This is a genomic window from Streptomyces sp. GL_141, from assembly GCF_057834385.1.
This window is the reverse complement of record NZ_CM174402.1, coordinates 902,299-922,316: the sequence shown is the minus strand read 5'-3', so window position 1 is coordinate 922,316 and position 20,018 is coordinate 902,299. Positions and strand designations below refer to the sequence as shown.

The 20,018-nt window shown below is 71.7% G+C and carries 17 protein-coding genes; 11 read left to right on the top strand and 6 right to left on the bottom strand.

Going from position 1 to position 20,018, the window contains the following annotated elements; all coding sequences use genetic code 11:
* Positions 1–117: 117 nt before the first annotated feature.
* Both AC3IX6_RS04000 and AC3IX6_RS03995 read left to right on the top strand, forming a co-directional pair.
* The gene (locus AC3IX6_RS04000; RefSeq protein WP_489368834.1) at positions 118–762 is read left to right on the top strand and encodes a TetR/AcrR family transcriptional regulator C-terminal domain-containing protein; all 645 of its coding nucleotides are present in this window, start codon (positions 118–120) and stop codon (positions 760–762) included.
* A gap of 52 nt (positions 763–814) precedes the next feature.
* Entirely contained in the window at positions 815–1,789 is a 975-nt protein-coding gene (locus tag AC3IX6_RS03995) for a serine/threonine dehydratase (protein WP_489371723.1), read from the top strand.
* A gap of 62 nt (positions 1,790–1,851) precedes the next feature.
* On the opposite strand, the gene AC3IX6_RS03990 is transcribed toward AC3IX6_RS03995, so the two are convergent.
* The gene (locus AC3IX6_RS03990) at positions 1,852–2,301 is read right to left on the bottom strand and encodes a universal stress protein (protein ID WP_489368833.1); all 450 of its coding nucleotides are present in this window, start codon (positions 2,299–2,301) and stop codon (positions 1,852–1,854) included.
* A gap of 183 nt (positions 2,302–2,484) precedes the next feature.
* Between AC3IX6_RS03990 and AC3IX6_RS03985 the strand changes: the two genes are divergently transcribed.
* Both AC3IX6_RS03985 and AC3IX6_RS03980 read left to right on the top strand, forming a co-directional pair.
* Entirely contained in the window at positions 2,485–2,841 is a 357-nt protein-coding gene (locus tag AC3IX6_RS03985) for a hypothetical protein (RefSeq protein WP_489368832.1), read from the top strand.
* A gap of 48 nt (positions 2,842–2,889) precedes the next feature.
* Positions 2,890–3,852 (top strand): universal stress protein, encoded by a 963-nt coding sequence (locus AC3IX6_RS03980; protein ID WP_489368830.1) that lies wholly within the window; start codon positions 2,890–2,892, stop codon positions 3,850–3,852.
* Here AC3IX6_RS03980 and AC3IX6_RS03975 read toward each other — a convergent pair.
* Complete coding sequence (locus tag AC3IX6_RS03975; protein ID WP_489368829.1) at positions 3,849–5,375, bottom strand: alpha/beta fold hydrolase; 1,527 nt, start codon at positions 5,373–5,375, stop codon at positions 3,849–3,851. The genes AC3IX6_RS03980 and AC3IX6_RS03975 overlap by 4 nt on opposite strands.
* Before the next feature lie 123 nt (positions 5,376–5,498).
* Positions 5,499–6,590: an ABC transporter ATP-binding protein gene (locus AC3IX6_RS03970; protein ID WP_489368828.1), complete on the bottom strand. Its 1,092-nt coding sequence runs from the start codon at positions 6,588–6,590 to the stop codon at positions 5,499–5,501.
* Positions 6,591–6,985: 395 nt separating this feature from the next.
* On the opposite strand from AC3IX6_RS03970, the gene AC3IX6_RS03965 reads away from it, so the two are divergent.
* The 5 genes from AC3IX6_RS03965 (at position 6,986) to AC3IX6_RS03945 (ending at position 14,228) form a co-directional block, all read left to right on the top strand.
* A complete protein-coding gene (locus AC3IX6_RS03965; RefSeq protein WP_489368827.1) occupies positions 6,986–8,320 on the top strand; it encodes an ABC transporter substrate-binding protein in 1,335 nt (444 codons plus the stop codon).
* A gap of 32 nt (positions 8,321–8,352) precedes the next feature.
* The gene (locus AC3IX6_RS03960) at positions 8,353–9,459 is read left to right on the top strand and encodes a carbohydrate ABC transporter permease (protein WP_489368825.1); all 1,107 of its coding nucleotides are present in this window, start codon (positions 8,353–8,355) and stop codon (positions 9,457–9,459) included.
* A complete protein-coding gene (locus AC3IX6_RS03955; protein ID WP_489368823.1) occupies positions 9,456–10,331 on the top strand; it encodes a carbohydrate ABC transporter permease in 876 nt (291 codons plus the stop codon). The genes AC3IX6_RS03960 and AC3IX6_RS03955 overlap by 4 nt, the downstream gene beginning before the upstream one ends.
* A gap of 67 nt (positions 10,332–10,398) precedes the next feature.
* Positions 10,399–13,422: an alpha-mannosidase gene (locus AC3IX6_RS03950; protein ID WP_489368822.1), complete on the top strand. Its 3,024-nt coding sequence runs from the start codon at positions 10,399–10,401 to the stop codon at positions 13,420–13,422.
* A 131-nt stretch (positions 13,423–13,553) separates the two neighbouring features.
* Complete coding sequence (locus AC3IX6_RS03945; RefSeq protein ID WP_489368821.1) at positions 13,554–14,228, top strand: DUF4328 domain-containing protein; 675 nt, start codon at positions 13,554–13,556, stop codon at positions 14,226–14,228.
* A 247-nt stretch (positions 14,229–14,475) separates the two neighbouring features.
* On the opposite strand, the gene AC3IX6_RS03940 is transcribed toward AC3IX6_RS03945, so the two are convergent.
* Positions 14,476–15,564: a L,D-transpeptidase gene (locus AC3IX6_RS03940; RefSeq protein WP_489368820.1), complete on the bottom strand. Its 1,089-nt coding sequence runs from the start codon at positions 15,562–15,564 to the stop codon at positions 14,476–14,478.
* Between the two features lie 187 nt (positions 15,565–15,751).
* Between AC3IX6_RS03940 and AC3IX6_RS03935 the strand changes: the two genes are divergently transcribed.
* Complete coding sequence (locus tag AC3IX6_RS03935) at positions 15,752–17,776, top strand: NADPH-dependent 2,4-dienoyl-CoA reductase (RefSeq protein ID WP_489368819.1); 2,025 nt, start codon at positions 15,752–15,754, stop codon at positions 17,774–17,776.
* Between the two features lie 64 nt (positions 17,777–17,840).
* Positions 17,841–18,251 carry a PaaI family thioesterase gene (locus AC3IX6_RS03930; protein WP_489371722.1) on the top strand — a complete coding sequence of 137 codons (411 nt, stop codon included), beginning with the start codon at positions 17,841–17,843 and terminating at the stop codon, positions 18,249–18,251.
* 103 nt (positions 18,252–18,354) lie between these two features.
* On the opposite strand, the gene AC3IX6_RS03925 is transcribed toward AC3IX6_RS03930, so the two are convergent.
* Entirely contained in the window at positions 18,355–19,200 is an 846-nt protein-coding gene (locus AC3IX6_RS03925) for a helix-turn-helix domain-containing protein (protein ID WP_489368818.1), read from the bottom strand.
* On the bottom strand, positions 19,197–19,970 hold the full coding sequence (locus AC3IX6_RS03920) for a helix-turn-helix domain-containing protein (protein WP_489368817.1): 774 nt from the start codon (positions 19,968–19,970) through the stop codon (positions 19,197–19,199). Before AC3IX6_RS03920 ends, AC3IX6_RS03925 begins: the two co-directional genes overlap by 4 nt.
* Positions 19,971–20,018 lie beyond the last annotated feature (48 nt).

Sequence of the window (20,018 nt, the reverse complement as noted above, 5' to 3'; positions counted from 1 at the left end):
TGACCAGCAATATGGGTGTAGTCGAGGAGGTGCGAAAGGGCTGATACGTCGTACGTGACGGCGTCTGTGACGGCGTCTGTGACGGCGTCTGTGACGATGGCTGATACGGTGTATCTCATGCCGAGAAGATCAGCCGCCCTGGACCGCGCCACACCCGCGGCCATCGCCGCCGCCGCCCTGCGGATCCTCGACGAGCAGGGGCCCGCCGCGCTCAGCTTCCGCGCGCTCGCCGAGCAGCTCGACGTCTCGCACGCCACCGTCCAGCGCCGGTGCACCGACCTCGCCGGGCTGCTCGACCTCTGCACCGAACACCTCGCTGCCCAGCTGCCCGAGATCCCGGCCTCGGTGGGCTGGGCCGAAGCCGCCGAGCAGCGGTTCGGCGCCCTCTACCGGCTGCTCGCGGCGCACCCCGGACTGATGATCCTGCGCGGCGGCCGCCCCTGGCTCGGCCGGCAGCTGCTCGCCCGGCTCGTGGAACCGGCGCTCGCCGACAGCGTGGCCGCCGGGATGACCCCCGCCGAGGCGATGACCGCGTACCGGCGGATGTACCTGCTGACCCTGGGCAGCGCCGCCTTCGTCGACCACCGGGACCCGGCCGCCGCCACCGCCGCCTCGCGCGCGGCGCTGGCCGCCCTGGACCCCGCCGAGTTCCCCGTGCTCTCGGCCGGGCTGGCCGACGTACTGCCCTCCCTGACCGACCACGAGGTGTACTACGGCGCCCTGCGCCAGCTGATCGAGGCGAACCGGCCCGCCGGAGCCTGAGACGAGTTTCGAACGACAGGAGTACGGGTTCATGGAACAGCGACTCGACGCTATGCCCCTCGACACGGTGCCGCTCGACACGGTGCCGCTCGACGCGGTGCCGCTCGACTACGCCGCCGTGCGCGCCGCCGCCGGCCGGATCGCCGGGGCCGTGCGGCCCGTCACGGTGATACCGGCGGGCGGCGGGATCTCGTACGCCCTGGAGTACCTCCAGCACACCGGCTCCTTCAAGGCGCGCGGCGCCCGCAACTTCCTCGCCGCCCACCGCGCCGCCGGGACCCTCCCCGATGCCGGGGTCACCATCGCCTCCGGCGGCAACGCCGGGCTCGCCTGCGCCTGGGCGGCCCGCGCCGAGGGCGTACCCGCCACCGTGTTCCTGCCGGCCACCGCCCCGCGCGTGAAGGTGGAGCGGCTGCGCGGCTACGGGGCCGACGTACGGCTCGTCGGTGACCGGTACGCCCAAGCGCTCGCGGCCTGCCGGGAGTTCGCCGCCGGGAGCGGGGCGCTGAGCAGCCACGCGTACGACCACCCGCTGATCGCCGCGGGCGCCGGGACCCTGCTCGACGAGATCCGCACCGCGCTGCCCGGCCTGGACACGGTCGTCGTCGCGGTCGGCGGAGGCGGGCTGTTCGCGGGCATCGCGACCGCCGCGCGGGAACACGGCGTACGGGTCGTCGCGGCCGAGCCGGAGAACTGCCGGGCCCTGAACGCGGCCCTCGAAGCCGGCCGGCTGGTGGACGTCCCGGTGGACTCCGTGGCCTCCGACTCGCTCGGAGCCACCCGGGTCTCCGCGGACGCGCTGGCCGCCGTGCGGGAGCCGAACGCCGCGTCGGTCCTGGTCCCGGACGCGGCGATCACCGCCGCCCGGCGCGCGCTCTGGGACGAGCACCGCATCGTGGTCGAAGCGGGCGCGGCCACCGCCCTGGCGGCCGTACGCACCGCGCCCGGGCCGCTCGGCGAGCGGGTCGCCGTGGTGCTCTGCGGGGCCAACACCGACCCGGCGGACCTCGGCGCCGCGCCGTCCTGAGCGGCGCCGGGGCTCAGCGGCCGGGGCCCGGTGTCGCTCCCGTCGCCCCGTCCCTCCGTCCCTCAGGCGGTGCCGTCCTCGCGGACCACGACGACCGTGCTGGCCGCGTACTGCACCACCTGCTGGCTCACCGAGCCCAGCAGGGCGCCCTTGATGCCGCCGTAGCCGCGGGTGCCGACGACCGTCAGCGCCGCCTCCTTCGAGGCCTCCACCAGCACCTGCGCGGGCGAGCCCTGTTCCACCCGGCGGAAGACCGGAACGCCCGGCGAGGTGCCGACCGCCTCCGCCACGGTGTCCGCGAGCTTCTGCCGGGCCGCGTCCTCGGCGTGGACCAGCTCGGTCTGCTCGGCCGGGCTGACGCCGAAGGGGTTGGTGTTCCACTCCCAGCTCATCACGGCGTGCACGCGGCCGCCGATGGCCTTCGCCTGGGCCACGGCCCAGCGCAGGGCCTGCTTGGAGTGGTTCGAACCGTCCACGCCGACGACGATCAGAGGCTCGGTGTTCTGGCTCACGATGGTTCCTCACGTTTCGTCCGAATGATCGTTCTCATCCCTGTATACACGCCGCACCCCGTCCGACCTCGAACGACGATCGTTGCGCGGAACCGAGACTTTGGAGAACAGCAGCGGCCGCCCGCGCTTGCGAGAGTCGTAAGCACGGACGGAAGCCGTCCGCTGGATGACGAGGAGTTCGACGTGGCGCGACGCAATGGATGTCTGATCGGCTGTGCGGTGGCCGGGGTGTTGGGGATCGGACTGCTCGTGGCGCTGCTGTTCGGGGTGGGCAAGATCATCGACGTGGCCGACAAGACCCTCGTCGACCAGAAGGTGTACGAGGCGGTCAGCGTCGGCGACTCCGAGACCGAGGTCCGCGCCAAGCTGCCGTCCGGCGAAAGCTTCGTCACCTCGGCCCTCAAGGACGGCGGCCCCGCCGTGCCCGCCGGCAGCCAGTGCTCCTGGTACCTGTCCGACTCCGGGAACGGCGATACGGTGCTGCGCTTCTGCTACAAGGACGGCAAGCTCGCCGAGAAGGCCGACTACCGCGTGAAGTAGGGCCTTCGGTCCCTGCCCGCCGGGCCCGTCCCGCCGGAGGGTGGAGGCATGCAGACGCACTCGGCCGGTTCCACCCCCGCCAGGCCCGTCCTGGCCGCGGTGGACGGCTCGGAACACAGCCTGAGGACCCTGGACTGGGCCCTCGACACCGCCCGCACGCGCGGAGCGGCGCTCCACGTGGCCCACGTACGGCCGGACGCCCCGCGGGTCCACGCCGCCGGGGAAGCACTCGTACCGCCGCCCGACTGGGACACCGATCCGGTGCTGGGGGCGGTACGGGCGCGGCTGGCCGGGCGGGAGGACCTGCCGCCCGTCACCTACGTCTCCCGTGACGGAACCCCCTCCGCCACCCTGACCGAACTCGCGGCGGGAGCGCAGCTCCTGGTCATGGGCTCGCGCGGACTCGGCGGCTTCGCCAGCCTGCTGCTCGGCTCCAACAGCCGGGTGTGCGCCGCGCAGTCGCCCTGCCCGGTCGTGGTCGTCCCGCACAGCGCGCGGCTCGTCACGCAAGAGCACGGAGCGCGGGACCAGGACGGCGAACGCCGGGTCGTCCTGGGCCTGGCACCCGACGAGACCTCCGAGGACGTCGTCGACTTCGCCTTCGCGGAGGCCCGCCGCCGGGACGCGGTGCTCCAGGTCGTCTCCACGCACCTGGTACCGCTGTCCTCGCTCACCCTGGTCGGCTCCCTCGTCGCGGAGCGCGGCGGCGGCTACCCGCCGGGCACGGCCGGCGGTGGGGCCACCGAAACGGCCCGGGAACTCGCCGAGGACCAGCGCACCCGGCTCCAGCCGTACCTGACCAGGCACTACCCCGACGTCACCGTCGAAGCGGTGGTCGCCCCGGGCGACCCGGCCGGCCGCCTGGTCACCGCCTCCCAGCGCGCCGACCTCATCGTGGTGGGCCGCCACCGCCGCCGCCTGCGCGCCGACTCCCTGCTGATGGGTTCGGTCTCCAACGCGGTACTGCTGCACGCCCTGTGCCCGGTGGCGGTGGTTCCCGTACGAGGCTAAGCCGGGTTGGCGACGCCGCTGTCGTCGACGAGGAAGCGGCCGGTGGCGGCGCCGTTGAAGGTGCCGCGCTGGATCCACTCGGTCAGGGCGGTCTTGACCGTGGCGTGCGGGCCGGCCCAGGGCTCCCCGGGGCGACCGCCGTACACGGTTCCGCTCTGCGGCGTGCACCGCGCGCCGGTGCACGCCTCGTGCATCATGCCGTTGCTCGCGCACCCCACGTGGACCAGGGCCTTGTTCGTCATCGTCGCCGGCAGGGCGTCGTAGATGGCGCTCGCGTCGGCGGGCACCGACTGGGTGTCGTCCAGACCGTGGATGACCAGGGCGGGCGGGGCCAGCTGACCCGCGACCTCGGAGTTCCAGCCGTACGTGGAGAAGGTGGGGGTGCGGCTGAGGCCCGTCGGGTTCCCGGGCACGGTCCCTCCCCACGTGCTTCCGATCGGGTCCTGGGCGAACACCTGGTCCCGCAGCGCGTCCGCGGCGCCCGGGACGGTGCGTCCCGTGCACACGAGGTCACGGGCCGCCGGCACCGGAGTCTGGCCGAGGCCGGCGCGCGTGCTCAGCGTGAGCGGGAAGGTGGAGAAGCCGCCGGGCGGGGCCACCTCTTCGGTCGGGAAGCCGAAGGGCGAGGACATGAACACCACACGGTTCACCTTGCGGAGGGTGACGGCGGCTCCGGGCACCACCGTGTTGCCGGGGTACAGCGCGCGTGCGACGTGCACCCCGCCGAGCGAGTGGCCGATCAGGGTCAGCCTGCCGCCCGTGGGCCTGGCCCGGGCGACGGCGTCGTCGACGACCTGGCGGATGTCGCGGACCCACACGTCGGTACGGGCGAACCGGGTGCTGCTGGAGTGCGCTCTGCGCTCGCCGCCGAGTGGATTGGCCACGAGCAGCGATCCCTGTTGGTCGAGGGGGAACACGGTCGGGTTGTGGGTGCGGTCGCAGCCCTCGGGGTGGCTGCAGTTGCCGTCCGTCTCGAACGCCCGCAGGCTCGCGTTGCCGACGTCGTCCAGTCCGTCCTCGAAGCGCGTCGAGAGCCCGTAGCCGAGCAGGTTCGGGGCGAAGGTGTCGATCCCCTCCTGTGCCAGGGCCGTCTGAACGCTCAGCGCGCCGCCGTCGGGGGCGGGGTGCTGCAGGTCGAACTGCGCCGGGCCGGGGACCGTGCGGCCGTGGATCAGCACGGCGGCTCTGACGGGTCCTCCGCCCGGGCACTTGCCGTTGGCGTACGAGGGCCGGACGCGGTGGACCTGGATGCGGGCGGGGCGGCCGTTGAACTGCGGGTCCGGCATCAGGCCGGGCGGCACGGTGAAGTCCAGCCAGTGGTCCTCGGCCGTGACCCCGGTCGGCACCCGGTCGCAGCGCGCGGGCGCCGCGCCGGGGTGCCCGGCCGCGGCCGCTCCGTTCGCCCCGACGGCGCCCAGCACCAGGCAGAGGCCCAGGACGGCCCACCGGGGACGTGACCGGTCCCGCGCCCGGGGCGGGCGGTCCTTCGGCGGGTGCTGACGGGTCTTGGTCGTGGCGTACATGGACGGCTCCCACCTGGGCTTCCGGCTGCTCCGGCAACGTTCAGCAGCATCCTTCAGCGGCGGGCGCGACCGCGCGCGGGGTGCTGCGCCGAACGGACCGGCCGGACCACCCCTGCGTACGGGTCAGTCGGGGAGGCGTTCGCCCGTGGCCGGGTGGAAGAGGTGGAGGGACTCCTGGCGGGGGATGACGCGGATGGTCTTGCCGCGCAGGCCCTCCTCGCGGCCGTACGTCCGTACGGTCAGCGGCTGGGTCTCGCCGTCGCCGAGGTCGAGGTTGCCGTAGGCGAAGCCGTCCGAGCCGAGTTCCTCCACCGAGTAGAAGGTGACGGGCAGGCCCTTGTCGCTGTGTGCGGCGTGGAAGTCCAGGTGCTCCGGGCGGATGCCCAGGGTGACGGTGTCGCCGCCGGCGGCCTCGCGGGCCGCGCGGCCGATCTTGACCGTGGAGCCGCCGAAGCGGATGCCGTCCTCGCGCAGCGGCAGGGTCAGCAGGTTCATGGCGGGGGAGCCGATGAACCCGGCCACGAACTTGTTGGCCGGCCGGTCGTACATCGTGCGCGGGGAGTCGCACTGCTGGAGGATGCCGTCCGCGAGGACCGCGACGCGGTCGCCCATCGTCATGGCCTCGACCTGGTCGTGGGTGACGTAGACGGTGGTGGTGCCCAGGCGGCGCTGGAGGTTCGCGATCTCGGCGCGGGTCTGGACGCGGAGCTTGGCGTCCAGGTTGGAGAGCGGCTCGTCCATCAGGAAGGCCTGCGGTTCGCGGACGATCGCGCGGCCCATGGCCACGCGCTGGCGCTGGCCGCCGGAGAGGGCCTTGGGCTTGCGGTCGAGGTACGCGGTGAGGTCGAGGATCTTCGCCGCCTCCTCGACCTTCTTGCGGATGGTCTCCTTGTCCACCTTGGCGATCTTCAGGGCGAAGCCCATGTTCTGAGCGACCGTCATGTGGGGGTAGAGCGCGTAGTTCTGGAACACCATCGAGATGTCCCGGTCCTTGGGCGGCAGGTGCGTGACATCGCGGCCGCCGATGGAGATCGAGCCGGAGGTGACCTCTTCGAGGCCGGCCAGCATCCGCAGGGTGGTGGACTTGCCGCAGCCCGAGGGGCCGACGAGGACGAGGAACTCGCCGTCGGCGATGTCGAGGTCCAGCGATTCGACCGTCGGGCGGTCGGAGCCCGGGTAGGTGAGGCTCGTCTGGTGGAACGTGATCTCAGCCATGGCTGTCAATCCCTCTTTCACCGGCGGTACGTGCCGGACGATCCGTGTGGGTGGGGTTGGCAGGGGTGGCAGAGCTGTATTGCGGTACGCGGGGTAAACCGCATTAGTGCCAGTTTTGGTTAACCGGCGATAAGAAGTCAACCTTCCCGGGTTGATCACCTTCGTTATCGAATCGATATCGCGCCAAATGGTCTCAGGACTAAAGCGCATCAGTGCAGGTCAGAGTGGTGTATGGGGAGTGAATTCGGACTGCTCGGCCCCTCGCTGTCGTAATTCGGGACGTACGGGTACCTGCCCCTCGGGACTTTGGTCATATTGACGGAATCTTGATTTCGGGTGAGTTTGGGCCCAGTGATCCGGCGACGAGGCCGGAACTCCCCCTGAAGGCGGCGACGATGACCCGTAAGAACGTGACCCGTATAACCATCACCACGCTCGTGGCCGGCACTTTCTTCGCGACCTCCGCGTGTGGAATGAGCGGTGGCGCCGGGGACGTGAAGGAGGGGGAGAAGACCGGCAAGGTGGCCGGTCAGATCACGTTCCGCACGCTCCAGCTGAAGCCCATGTTCACGTCGTACGTCCAGGGGGTCATCGACGCGTTCGAGAAGCAGTACCCCGACGCGAAGGTCAAATGGGAGGACGTGCCGGGCGACGGCTACAACGAGAAGATCGTCGCCGACGCCCAGGCCGGGGCCCTCCCCGACGTCGTCAACCTCTCGACCGACTCCTTCCAGCTCCTCGGCGACCGCGGCATGCTGGCGGACGTCGCCAAGCTCGACCCCGAGGTGGCCAAGGACTACGTCCCCGGCGCCTGGGAGCAGTTCAAGCTGCCCGGCAAGGGCGACAGCGTGTTCGCGTACCCCTGGTACGTGACCCCGGAGATCCTCACGTACAACAAGGACCTCTTCGAGAAGGCCGGTCTCGACCCGGCCGAGCCGCCGACCAGCGTCGAGCAGTTCTTCGACTACGCCGAGCAGATCGCCGCCACGTCCGAGGGCAAGTACTCCGCCTTCATGGCCGACCCCAAGGGCCGGCTGCCCGGGGACTGGCAGAAGATGGGCGTCCCGATCCTGAACGAGAAGCAGGACCGGTTCACCTTCGACACCGACAAGGCCGTCGCGTGGGTCGAGCGGATGAAGGACCTGTACGCCAAGGGCGCCATGCCCAAGGAGTCCCTGCTCAAGCAGGACGACATCAACCAGCTCTACGGCGGCGGCAAGATCGTCTTCGGCCCCGGCTCCCCGGGCTTCGTCAAGGACATCAAGCAGAACGCCCCGCAGATCTACGCGAACACGCAGGTCGCGAACGCCGTCACCGGGCAGCTCGGCCACATCGGCATCTACGCCCAGTCGCTCGGCATCAAGAAGGACACCAAGCACATGGACGCGGCGACCGAGTTCGCCAAGTGGCTGACCAACGGCCCCAACCAGGTGGAGTTCTCGAAGCACGCCACCATCTACCCCTCCAACGCCACCGGCCTCGCCGACCCCTTCTTCGCCGACAAGGGCGACGGCAAGGACGCGGAGACGCTGGCCCGCGCCGTCGGCGCCGAACAGCTGAAGACCGCCGGACTCGACGCCAACACCCCCGTCCAGTGGACCAACCAGGTCGGCGACGTGGTCGTGCGCGAGATGCAGAAGGCCATCAAGGGCGAGCAGGACGCCAAGACGGCGGTGAAGAAGGCACAGGAGGAGGCGAACAAGCTGCTCGCCAAGTCGGCCCAGCAGTGACGGCGGCAGCGGAGAAAGGAGAGGGAGACGCCATGAGTCCATCCTCAGGCCCGGAACTGCGGGAAAAGGCAGGCCCGCCGCGGGACGCGCCCGACCCCGCCCCCACCCTCGACGAGGTCCAGGCCCGGTCGCAGACCGGAGGCCCGGCGGCGGCGGACCCCCAAGGCGAAGCCGCAACGGACCCCGGTGGCAAGGTCCCGCGGAGCAGGGCCACGGCCAAGAAGGCGAAGCAGGCCAAGAAGGCCATGGAAGCCGAGACCGGGCTGCGCCACCGCACGTGGTGGACCCCGTACCTCTTCCTCGCCCCGGGCCTGATCATGGTGACGATGTTCAGCCTCTGGCCGTTCGTCAACACCGTGATCCTCTCCTTCACCGACGCGCAGATCCTGCGCGGCGGCGGGTTCGTCGGCTTCGACAACTACACCCGCGCCTTCGCCGACCCCGACTTCTGGGTCGCCACCGGCAACAGCGTGCTGTACCTCGTGGTCGTCGTCCCGTGTCTGGTGTTCCTGCCGCTGGCGCTCGCGGTCCTCGTACAGACGAAGGTCCCCGGCATCGGCTTCTTCCGCTCGGCGTTCTACACCCCGGTGATCGCCTCGGCCGTGGTCGTCGGCCTCATCTGGCAGTGGGTGCTGCGCAGCGACGGCCTCGTCAACACGCTGTTCCAGAAGCTGAGCATCATCTCCGAACCGATCCCGTTCCTGACCGACAGCACCATGCTGCTGGTCTCCGCGATGATCGTGACCGTGTGGAAGGGCCTCGGCTACTACATGGTCTTCTACCTCGCGGCCCTCGGAAACGTCTCCACCTCGCTCTACGAGGCCGCCGCGCTCGACGGCGCGGGCCCCGTCCGCCGCTTCTTCAGCATCACCGTCCCCCAGGTGAAGCCGATGATGCTGCTGGTCGGCACCCTCTCCGCGATCTCCGCGCTCCGCGTCTTCACCGAGATCTACATCCTCGGCGGCGAGAGCGGCGGTCCCGGCGGCGGCGCCCGTACCCTGCCCTTCCTCATCCGGCAGGTCGGCCTCGGCTTCTCCGGCGAGACCGGCTACGCGGCCGCCATCTCCATCCTCTTGTTCCTCCTGACGCTGGTCTTCAGCCTCCTGGGCCGCCGTCTCTCGAAGGGAGACGAAAGTTGAGCACCCTCGCTTCCCTCGGCAACAAGGCGGGCAAGCGCGTCGGAGCCGACGCGCGGCGGTACTGGATCGGCCTCGCCGGCCGGTACGCCACGCTCCTCCTGATGCTCGTGATCATGCTCGGACCGATCGTCTGGCAGTTCCTGACCTCGATCCGCGGCCGTACCGAGAACGTGTACGACGGGGTGCTGCCCTCGCAGCCCACCCTCGACAACTACTTCCGGGTCGCCGAGTCGTTCCCGCTGTTCCAGTACGTCGGCAACACCCTGACGGTGGCGGTCCTCGCCATCACCTCGAACATGCTGTTCGCGGCCATGGGCGGCTACGCCCTCTCCCGGGCCGCCTGGAAGGGCCGCAAGATCGTCTTCACCGTGCTGGTGGCGACGCTGATGTTCCCCTTCGAGTCCGTGATGATCTCGATGTTCCTCACGGTCCGCGAGATGGGCCTGGTCGACACCCTCATCGGTGTCTGGCTCCCCGGCGCGGTCTCCGTCCTCAACATCATGATCATGCGCTCGGCCTTCCTCTCCGTCCCCAAGGAGGTGGAGGAGGCCGCCGTCCTGGACGGCGCGAACGAGTGGACCCGCTTCACCCGGGTCTTCCTCCCCGCCGCCAAGGGAGCCCTGGCCGTCGTCTGCATCACCAGCTTCATGGGCGCCTGGGACGACTTCCTCTGGCCCCTGCTCGTGCTGACCAACAGCGACAACTACACCCTCCAGCTCGGCCTGAAGACCCTGGCCGGCGCCACCACCGTCAGCGACCAGCGGATCATCGCCGCCGGTGCGATGGCCGCGCTGATCCCGATGATGCTGCTCTTCTTCGCCCTCCAGCGCTTCTTCTTCAAGGGCGTCGGCGAGGGAGCCATCAAGACCTGACCGGGCCCGGCCGCAGGCCCGCCCCCACCGCAGGATCGCAGTCCACCCCCACCCTGGAGCAGCCGTCATGCACGACGACCGCAGCATCACCGAACACCGCCTCCGCCGTGTCCTCAAGGAGCGCATCAAGCCCGCCGTCCACTCCCGCCCGGTCCCGCTGACCGTGGAGCGCTGGGAGGCCCCCGGCGAACCCGTCCCCGTGGCCGAGGGCCTGGCGGCCTCCTACGCACCCTGCGCCATCGGCGACCTGTGGGGCCCGGCCTGGGGCACCACCTGGTTCAAGGTCACCGGCACCGTCCCCGCCGACTGGGCCGGCCGTACGGTGGAAGCCGTACTCGACCTCGGCTTCGACCGGATGATGCCCGGCTTCCAGTGCGAGGGCCTGGTCCACCGCGCCGACGGCGGGGAGGTCAAGGCGCTCAACCCGTACAACGACTGGGTGCGCGTCGCCGACCGCGCGGACGGCGGCGAGCGCATCGAGTGGTACGTCGAAGGCGCCTCCAACCCGATCCTCGTCGACCACGCCGTCACCTACGAGGGCGACAAGCGGACCAGCGGCGACCAGCCCCTCTACCGCCTCGCCCGGATGGACCTCGCCGTCTTCGAGACCGAGGTCTGGGAACTCGTACAGGACCTCGAAGTCCTCTACGACCTCATGACGCAGCTCGACGAGCGCGATGCGCGGCGGTACGAGATCCTGCGCGCCATCGATTCCGCCCTCGACGCGGTGGACCTCGGCGACGTCCCCGGCACCGCGGCCGCCGCCCGCGCCCGGCTCGTCGTCGTCCTGGCCGCCCCCGCGAGCGCCTCCGCGCACCGGATCAGCGCGATCGGGCACGCCCACATCGACTCCGCGTGGCTGTGGCCGCTGCGCGAGACCGTGCGCAAGGTCTCGCGGACCACCTCCAACATGCTGGGCCTGATGGAGGAACACCCCGAGTTCGTCTTCGCCATGTCCCAGGCGCAGCAGCTCGACTGGATCAAGACCTACCGGCCCGAGCTCTTCGAGCGGGTCAAGAAGAAGATCGCCGACGGGCAGTTCGTGCCGGTCGGCGGCATGTGGGTCGAGTCCGACACCAACATGGTCGGCGGCGAGGCCATGGCCCGCCAGTTCCTGTACGGCAAGAAGTTCTTCATGGACGAGTTCGGCATCGAGACGAACAACGTCTGGCTGCCCGACTCCTTCGGCTACACCGCCGCCATGCCGCAGATCGTCAAGCTCTCCGGCTCGAAGTGGTTCCTCACGCAGAAGATCTCCTGGTCGCAGGTCAACAAGTTCCCCCACCACACCTTCTGGTGGGAGGGCATCGACGGCACCCGCGTCTTCACGCACTTCCCGCCCGTCGACACCTACAACTCCGACCTGGGCGGCGCCCAGCTGGCGCACGCCGCCCGCAACTACCAGGAGAAGGGCCGCGGTTCGCGTTCGCTGGCCCCCTTCGGCTGGGGGGACGGCGGCGGCGGACCGACCCGCGAGCAGCTCGGCCGCGCCAAGCGGCAGCGGGACCTCGAAGGTTCCCCGCGCGTGGAGATCGAGCGCCCCGACGCGTTCTTCGAGAAGGCGCACGCCGAGTACGAGGACGCGCCCGTCTGGGCCGGAGAGCTCTACCTGGAACTGCACCGCGGCACCTACACCTCGCAGGCCAAGACCAAGCAGGGCAACCGGCACAGCGAATCACTGCTGCGCGAGGCCGAGTTGTGGGCGTCCACGGCCGCGGTGAAGGTCCCCGGGTACGCGTACCCGTACGAGGACCTGGAGCGGATCTGGAAGACCGTGCTGCTCCACCAGTTCCACGACATCCTCCCCGGCTCCTCCATCGCCTGGGTGCACCGCGAGGCCCGCGAGACCTACGCGACGGTGCGCGAGGAGCTGACGGCCATCACCGTGGCCGCGCAGACGGCCCTCGCCGGAGAAGGCGAGGAGGAGCTCGTCTTCAACTGCGCCCCACACGCCCGGCGCGGCGTCCCGGCCGGCGGGGCGGGCCTGCCGGCGGCCGCCGGGCAGCCCGTCACGGTGGAGGAGCGCCACGGCGGCGGCCACGTCCTCGCCAACGGACGGCTCCTCGTGGAGATCGACGGCCGCGGCCTGATCGTGTCCGCGTACGACCTGGAGGCCGGGCGGGAATCGGTCGCGCCGGGGGCCGCCGCGAACCTGCTCCAGATCCACCCCGACTTCCCGAACATGTGGGACGCGTGGGACATCGACGAGTTCTACCGCAACAAGGTCACCGACCTGGTGGACGTGGACGCGCTGGAGATCGCGGAGGCCGGACCGTCCTCGGCCACCGTACGGGTGAGCCGCTCCTTCGGCCTGTCCCGCGTGGTCCAGTCGGTGACCCTCCGGGCCGGGGCCAAGACGGTGGACATCGTCACGGACGTGGACTGGCACGAGACGGAGAAGTTCCTCAAGGCCGCCTTCCCGCTGGACGTCAAGGCCGAACGCTCCGCCTCCGAGACGCAGTTCGGGCACGTCTACCGGGCCACCCATACCAACACCTCCTGGGAGGCCGCGAAGTTCGAGATCTGCGCGCACCGCTGGATCCACGCGGAGGAGCCGGGCTGGGGGGTCGCGGTCCTCAACGACTCCACGTACGGCCACGACGTGACCCGCGACATGCGGCCCGACGGCGGCCAGACCACCACCGTCCGCCTCTCCCTCCTGCGGGCCCCGCGCTACCCCGACCCCGAGACCGACCAGGGCGAGCACACCCTGCGCTTCTCGCTGGCGCCCGGCGCGGCCGTCGGCGACGCGGTCCGCGAGGGCCACGCCCTGAACCTGCCGGAGCGCGTGCTCCGGGGTGCGGGCCCGGTCGCCCCGCTCGTCGTGGTCGACACGGACGCGGTGGTCGTCGAGTCGGTGAAACTCGCCGAGGACCGCAGCGGCGACGTGATCGTCCGCCTCTACGAATCCCGGGGCGGCCGCGCGCGGGCCACCCTGGCGGCGGGCTTCCCCTGGTCGGCGGCGATCGAGAGCGACCTCCTGGAACGCCCCCTGGAGGGCACGGCGGTCTCGGCCCCCACCCCGGACGGCACGATCCCCCTCACCCTGCGCCCGTTCCAGATCGTCACGGTCCGCCTCCACCGGGCCTGACACCACCACCGCAGGGCGCCCCCGTGCCGGGGCGCCCTGCGGCGCGGGTCCATCGGTGCCGTATGTTCTGCCTTCCCGCCCCGGCAGGCGGGTTTTCGCATGTCAACGCACCCGTGGGGGGGTCCCTCGTCATGTCCGCCGGTTCTGGTTCGGCAAGGCTGTCTCCGCTCGGCGCGCCTCCGGCGCGCTCGCTGCTCCGCTCGCCGAAGGGACTGGCCACGGCACTGACCGTGCTGCTCGGCCTGTGCGCCCTGACCCGCCTGCTCGCCGTGGCCGCCGGGATCAACCGGTACTTCCGGCTGGACGAGTACACCGAGCCCGTGGGGCCGGGGCACTCGGGGACGCTGCTCTCCATCGCGATGAGCCTGGTCTTGATGGCGATGATCTCCACGGCGGTGGTCTTCATCGTCTGGTTCCACCGGGTCCGGGTGAACGCCGGCGTGTACGCGCGCGGAGCCATCCGTGGCGGTGCCGGCTGGGCGATCGGAGTCTGGTTCGTCCCGGTCGTCGGCTGGACCGTTCTGCCCTGCCTGATCGCCCTGAAGGTGTGGGAGGCCAGCGCGTCGAGGCTGCCCGGCAAGGCCGCGCCGGCCTCACCCGCCCCCGTGTTCGCCTGGGCCGGAACGTTCGGAGCGGCGCTGCTGGCGTCCGGCGTCGCGAACTGGTCCGCCGGCAGGGTCCTGAGCGATGACGCCGCGCGCGAGGCCGCCCTGCTCGGCGTCGCCTCGGACCTGGTCTACGCCGCGGCGGCGGTGGCCGCCGTGGTCCTCGTGCGCCGCCTCTCGGCCCTGCAGTCGGCCGCTTGAGCGAGTCCCCGGCCGCCGGTACGGGCCCGCCGGGATCATTCCGCGAGGAAGGCGGAGACCGCCGCGGTGAACTCCCGGGGCGAACGGGTGCCGCGGCCTCGCGGGGGAGCGGTGCGGGCGCGTCCTCCGGGACGAGGCGGCCGAACCGGTGCGGCCGCGCGGCTGCCGCCAGGTACGCGACGACGCCCCCCGTCGAATGCCCCACCAGGTCCACTCGGTCCAGGCCGAGGGCGTCCAGGAAGGACGGTCAGGCTTTGAAGGCGCCCAGTGCGCTGCCCCGCAGCCACTCGTCCCAGCTCAGGTTCCAGTCGCCGTAGCCGTTGCCGAAGCGGTCCATGGGCTTGCCGGTCGTGCCCGTCACCTCGATGACGTCGCCGACGCCGGAGCGTTCGTACAGCCACTTCGCGTCGGCCACCGACATGCCGATGCAGCCGTGGCTGACGTTGGCCCTGCCGAAGGATTCCGCGTTGTCGGGCGCCGCGTGGACGTACTCGCCGCTGACGGTCTCGCGCATGCTCCACTCGTACCGGCCGTAGAACCCGTCCGGACCGGTGCGCGGGATGCCGATCGTCCGGGAGTCCATCAGTACCGTGCCGTCTTTGCTGAGGATCGTCTTGACGCCCTCACGGGTCTTGAAGCGCTCCTCGCCGCCGCTGACCGGGATGGTCCGCAGGGGTGTGCCGTCCTTGACCAGCGTGAGCGTGTGCGCGGCGAGGTCCACCTTGCTGACCATCGCGGGGCCCACCCGGAAGGACAACTTCCGGTCCCCGGCGGCAGCGGTGCGGGCGTCCAGCCGCACTCCCGCGAGCCGGGCGTCGAGGGTCACCTCGGTGCCCGCCGGCCAGTACTCCCGCGGCCGGAAGTGGAGGTAGGTGTCCCCCTTGGCCTCCGCCCAGTGCCAGGCGCCGACGACCCCGGTGGAGGTCTTGATCGCGACCCGGCCCTCGATGCCGGCCCGGAGCTCCGGGTCCACCTTCTGGCCCTTGAAGACCAGTGAGACGGGCTGGCCGATGCCGACCGTCGTGCCGTGGGCGGGGGCGATCGCCGGGCGCACCTGGCGGGCCGGGTTCCGCAGGAGCCGGGCCTCGGGTGCGGGGGAGCGGGTCGGGTCGGGGTCGGCGGAGGGCGCGGGCTCGGGCGCGGCGGGCGGCCGGGAAGCGGCCGTGCCGGCGGCGCCCGCCGCGGCCTTGCGGCCGGTCCGGTCGCTGTCGGACTCGGTGACGCCGCAGCCGGCGAGCAGCACCGTCGTCGCGGCGGCGGCCAGGGCGGCACGGAGTGCGGGGGCGCCGCGGCGCACGCGGGTCTCACGGCCCTCGGGGGCGGGGGATGCGGGCATCCCCCCATCCTTTGCGATCACCCGGGCCGTGAACTGCGCCACAGGTCCCGCCGGTGAGGGCCCTTGGTCCCGGGAATCCACGGATCTCCGGGCCGCCGGGTTCCACACTCGGTTGTGCACCTAGTTGCATAATAAGCGCCCGCTCAGCTAGAACAGGCTCATCACCCCCGCGCGAGGAGGCGCCTCCATGAGTTCCCAGAGCCGGTACCCGCACCTGCTGAGCCCCCTGGACCTCGGCTTCACCACCCTGCCGAACCGCGTGATCATGGGTTCCATGCACACCGGCCTCGAAGAGCACGAGCGGGGCTTCGAACGCCTCGCCGCCTTCTACGCCGAGCGCGCCCGCGGCGGCGCCGGCCTGATCGTCACCGGCGGCATAGCCCCGAACGACGCCGGCCGCCCCTTCGAGGGGGGTGCCCGCCTCACCACCGAGGAGGAGGCCGCCGAGCACCGGGTGATCACCGACGCGGTGCACGCCGAGGGCGGGAAGATCGCGATGCAGATCCTCCACTTCGGCCGCTACGCCTACCACAAGGACCTGGTCGCCCCCAGCGCCCTCCAGGCCCCCATCAGCCCCTTCGTCCCGAACGCGCTCACCGACGCCGAAGTCGAGCGCACCATCGAGGACTTCGTGCGCGCCGCCCGCCTCGCCAAGCTGGCCGGTTACGACGGCGTCGAGATCATGGGCTCCGAGGGCTACCTGGTCAACGAGTTCATCGCCGCCGCCACCAACAAGCGCACCGACCGCTGGGGCGGCGCCTACGAGAACCGCGTGCGCTTCCCGCTGGAGATCGTCCGGCGCACCCGCGCGGCCGTCGGCGAGGAGTTCATCCTCGTCTACCGCCTCTCGATGCTCGACCTGATCCCCGGCGGCTCCACCCTCGACGAGGTCGTCCACCTCGCCAAGGAGGTCGAGGCGGCCGGCGCCACCATCATCAACACCGGCATCGGCTGGCACGAGGCCCGCATCCCCACCATCGCCACCTCCGTCCCGCGCGGCGCCTACACCTGGGTCACCAAGCGGCTGATGGGCGCGGTCTCCGTCCCCCTCGTCACCAGCAACCGCATCAACACCCCGGAGATCGCCGAGGAGTTGCTCGCGGACGGCCGCGCCGACCTGGTGTCCCTGGCCCGCCCCTTCCTCGCCGACGCCGACTTCGTCGCCAAGGCCGCGGCCGGCCGCTCCGAGACGATCAACACCTGCATCGGCTGCAACCAGGCCTGCCTGGACCACACCTTCAGCGGCAAGCTCACCACCTGCCTGGTCAACCCGCGCGCCTGCAACGAGACGGAACTCATCCTGTCTCCCACGCAGTTGAAGAAGCGCGTCGCCGTCGTCGGAGCCGGCCCGGCCGGCCTGGCCTGCGCCGTCTCCGCGGCCGGCCGCGGCCACGCCGTCACCCTCTACGAAGCCTCCGGCCACATCGGCGGCCAGCTCGACATCGCCCGCCGCATCCCCGGCAAGGAGGAGTTCGAGGAGACCATCCGCTACTACGGCACCCAACTCGCCGAGCACGCGGTCGAGGTCAAGCTGAACACCCGCGCCGACGTCGAGACCCTGCGCGGCTACGACGAGGTCGTCGTCGCCACCGGCGTCACCCCCCGCACCCCCGACATCGAGGGCGTCGACGGCCCCAACGTCGTCAGCTACCTCGACGTCCTGCGCGACGGCGTCCCCGTCGGGCAGCGCGTCGCCGTCCTCGGCGCCGGCGGAATCGGCTTCGACGTCGCCGAGTTCCTCACCGACAGCGGCGAAGGCGCCTCCCAGGACCCCGAGGTCTACTTCCGCCACTGGGGCGTGGACACCGCCTACACCGGCCCCGGCGGCCTCACCGCCCCCGAGCGCCCCGCCCCGCCGCGCCAGGTCCACCTGCTCCAGCGCAAGACCACCAAGGTCGGCTCCGGGCTCGGCACCACCACCGGGTGGATCCACCGGGCGGAGCTCAAGCACCGCGGCGTCGTCTCCGTCGCGGGGGCCGCGTACGACCGGATCGACGGCGAGGGCCTGCACATCACGGTGGAGGGCGAGCAGCGCCTCGTACCCGCCGACACGGTGGTCCTGTGCACCGGCCAGGAACCGCGCCGCGACCTCTACGAGGCCCTGCGCGCGGCCGGCGTCGAGGCGCACCTGATCGGCGGCGCCGACGTGGCCGCCGAACTGGACGCCAAGCGGGCCATCCGCCAGGGCACGGAACTGGCCGCCACCCTCTGAGGACCGGTCGGCGCACGGGGAGTTGTGGCGGCAGCGGCCGGGCCGCCACAATCACCCGGTGACGATGCTGACACCGGCCGAAGCGGACAAGATCCTCCACGACAACTTCGCCCCCTGGGTGCTGGCCCTCGGGCTCACCGTCCAGGAGACGGGCGACCGGCACGCCGTACTGCGGCTGCCCTGGTCCGACACCCTCGCCCGGGACGGCGGGGGCCTCAGCGGCCAGGCCCTGATGGCCGCCGCGGACACCGCCACCGTGATCGCGATCTCCGCCGCGCGCGGGGCCTACGGTCCGATGACCACCGTCCAGCAGTCCACCAGCTTCCAGCGGCCGGTGGTCGGCGCCGACGTGCTGATCGACGTACGTGTCACCAAACTCGGCAAGCGGATGGCCTTCGCCGACATCACCATGACGCCCGAGGGCGCCGACGAACCGGCCGCGAAGGCCTCCACGGTCTACGCCCTGCTGGGGTGACGGGCGGGCGCCCCGGACTGATCCACAACCGCCCCTTCACGGTCTTCCGGCCCGGCCGGGCCCTGTCGGTGCCCGGCAGGGCCCGGTGGCGGTGCCGGGTGGCTCAGCCGAAGCAGACCCGGGCCCCGTCGGCCGGGTTGCCCGGCGTCAGGCACGAGCGGGTGCCGGCGGTCCCCTGGGTCAGCGGGGCCATCGGAGTCGCCGCGTACTGACCGAGATCCGCCTCGCCCACCCACAGTTCCTGCGGCTCCGGGACACCGGGGACGAACAGCTCGACGTGGTCCCCGGGTTGGAGACCCGAGGTGCGCACCCACACGGCCTGGCACAAGGCCCCGTACCGCAGTTCGAGCTGACGGGCGCCGGGCCCCGTGTCCGTGCGGAGGTTGGTGACCATGCCCGCGCCCCCGCACCCCATGCGCACCGGGTCCTTGCCCGCGCAACTCGCTGCCGAGCAGCCGGGATTGCGTATCGGCTTCTCCGTCGGCCCGGCGCCGTCGGAGTGCCGCGGTCCGGTCCCGCGGGGCAGGAGGAGGCTCGCGGTCACGATGAGGGTGACGCCGCCGAGCACGGAGGCCGCCAGGACCATCCGTCGGAGCCGGCCGCCGGGCCCGGTGAGGGGTCCAGTGAGGGGTCCGGCGGGGTATGCGGTCGCCCCGATCGCCCCGATCACCCCCGTCGAGCCGGTCCGGGATGCGAGAACGGCCCGGCCGCTCCATGCGGTGTCCGCGAGTTCCCACAGCGCGAGCGATTCGCCGGGATGCTGGCGCGCGAGAGCGCACATGGCCTCGACCGCTTGCCGGGGCGGCGGCTGCTTGCCGTTGAGATAGCGCTCCCAGGAGGATTTGCTGAAGGGGGTGCGCCGTCCGAGGTCCGCGAGGCTCAGGCCGGTCCGGTGGCGAAGCCGCCTGAGCTCGGCGGCCAGGTGGCCGCACTCCGGCGGCAGGGTCACTTGCGCAGCTCCGCCCAGGTCTTCGGACCGACGATCCCGTCGGCGACCAGTGCGCGCGCCGTCTGGAACCGGATCGCGGCGTCCTTGGTGTCCCGGCCGTACAGCCCGTCCGTGCTCTTCGGGTCGAAGCCGTGCTCACGCAGCAGGCACTGGACCTCGACGACGTCGAAGCCCGTGCTGTTCGTGTCGAGCAGGATCTCGCGGCTGGTGCTGTGCCCGGCGTGCAACGCACCTTGTTCCCGGCTGATCTCACAGGCGTAGGCGACACCGCGCCGGTAGCCGGACGTACCGGCATCCGCGCCACCCGCCCCATCATCGGCCCAGGCACCGCCGGTCAGGAGCCCGGCGCCGAAAGCCACGACCACGGCGGCCGTGATCCCGGCGAGGAAGGTGCGCAACGGGACGGCGCGCACCCCCGGCCCGGCCGAGGTCCCGGGCCGTGGCACCGCACCGTCCGTTGCAGCGGTCGCGGTCGCGGCCGTTGCCGTTGCCGTTGCCGGGGCATGCTGCCGGGCCTGTACGGCGACATCGTGCAGGACCACCAGCCGCGTCGGGTCCGCCCCGCAGAGCTGGGCCAGTTCCTCGACGGCCTCGCGGGGCACGGACTGCTTCCCGTTGAGATACCGCTCCCATGAAGAGCGGCTGTAGCCGGTCTTCGCGGCGAGGGCGGCCAGGCTCAGACCGCTGTGGTCCTTCAGCCGCCGCAACTCGGCCAACAGTCGACGCTCCCGGCCGTCCAGGCCGGCAGGCAGTTCCTTCCAACGAGCCACTGTGGCTTCCCCCCTCGATCCAGGGCACAGCATCGGGCCGCCACCCGC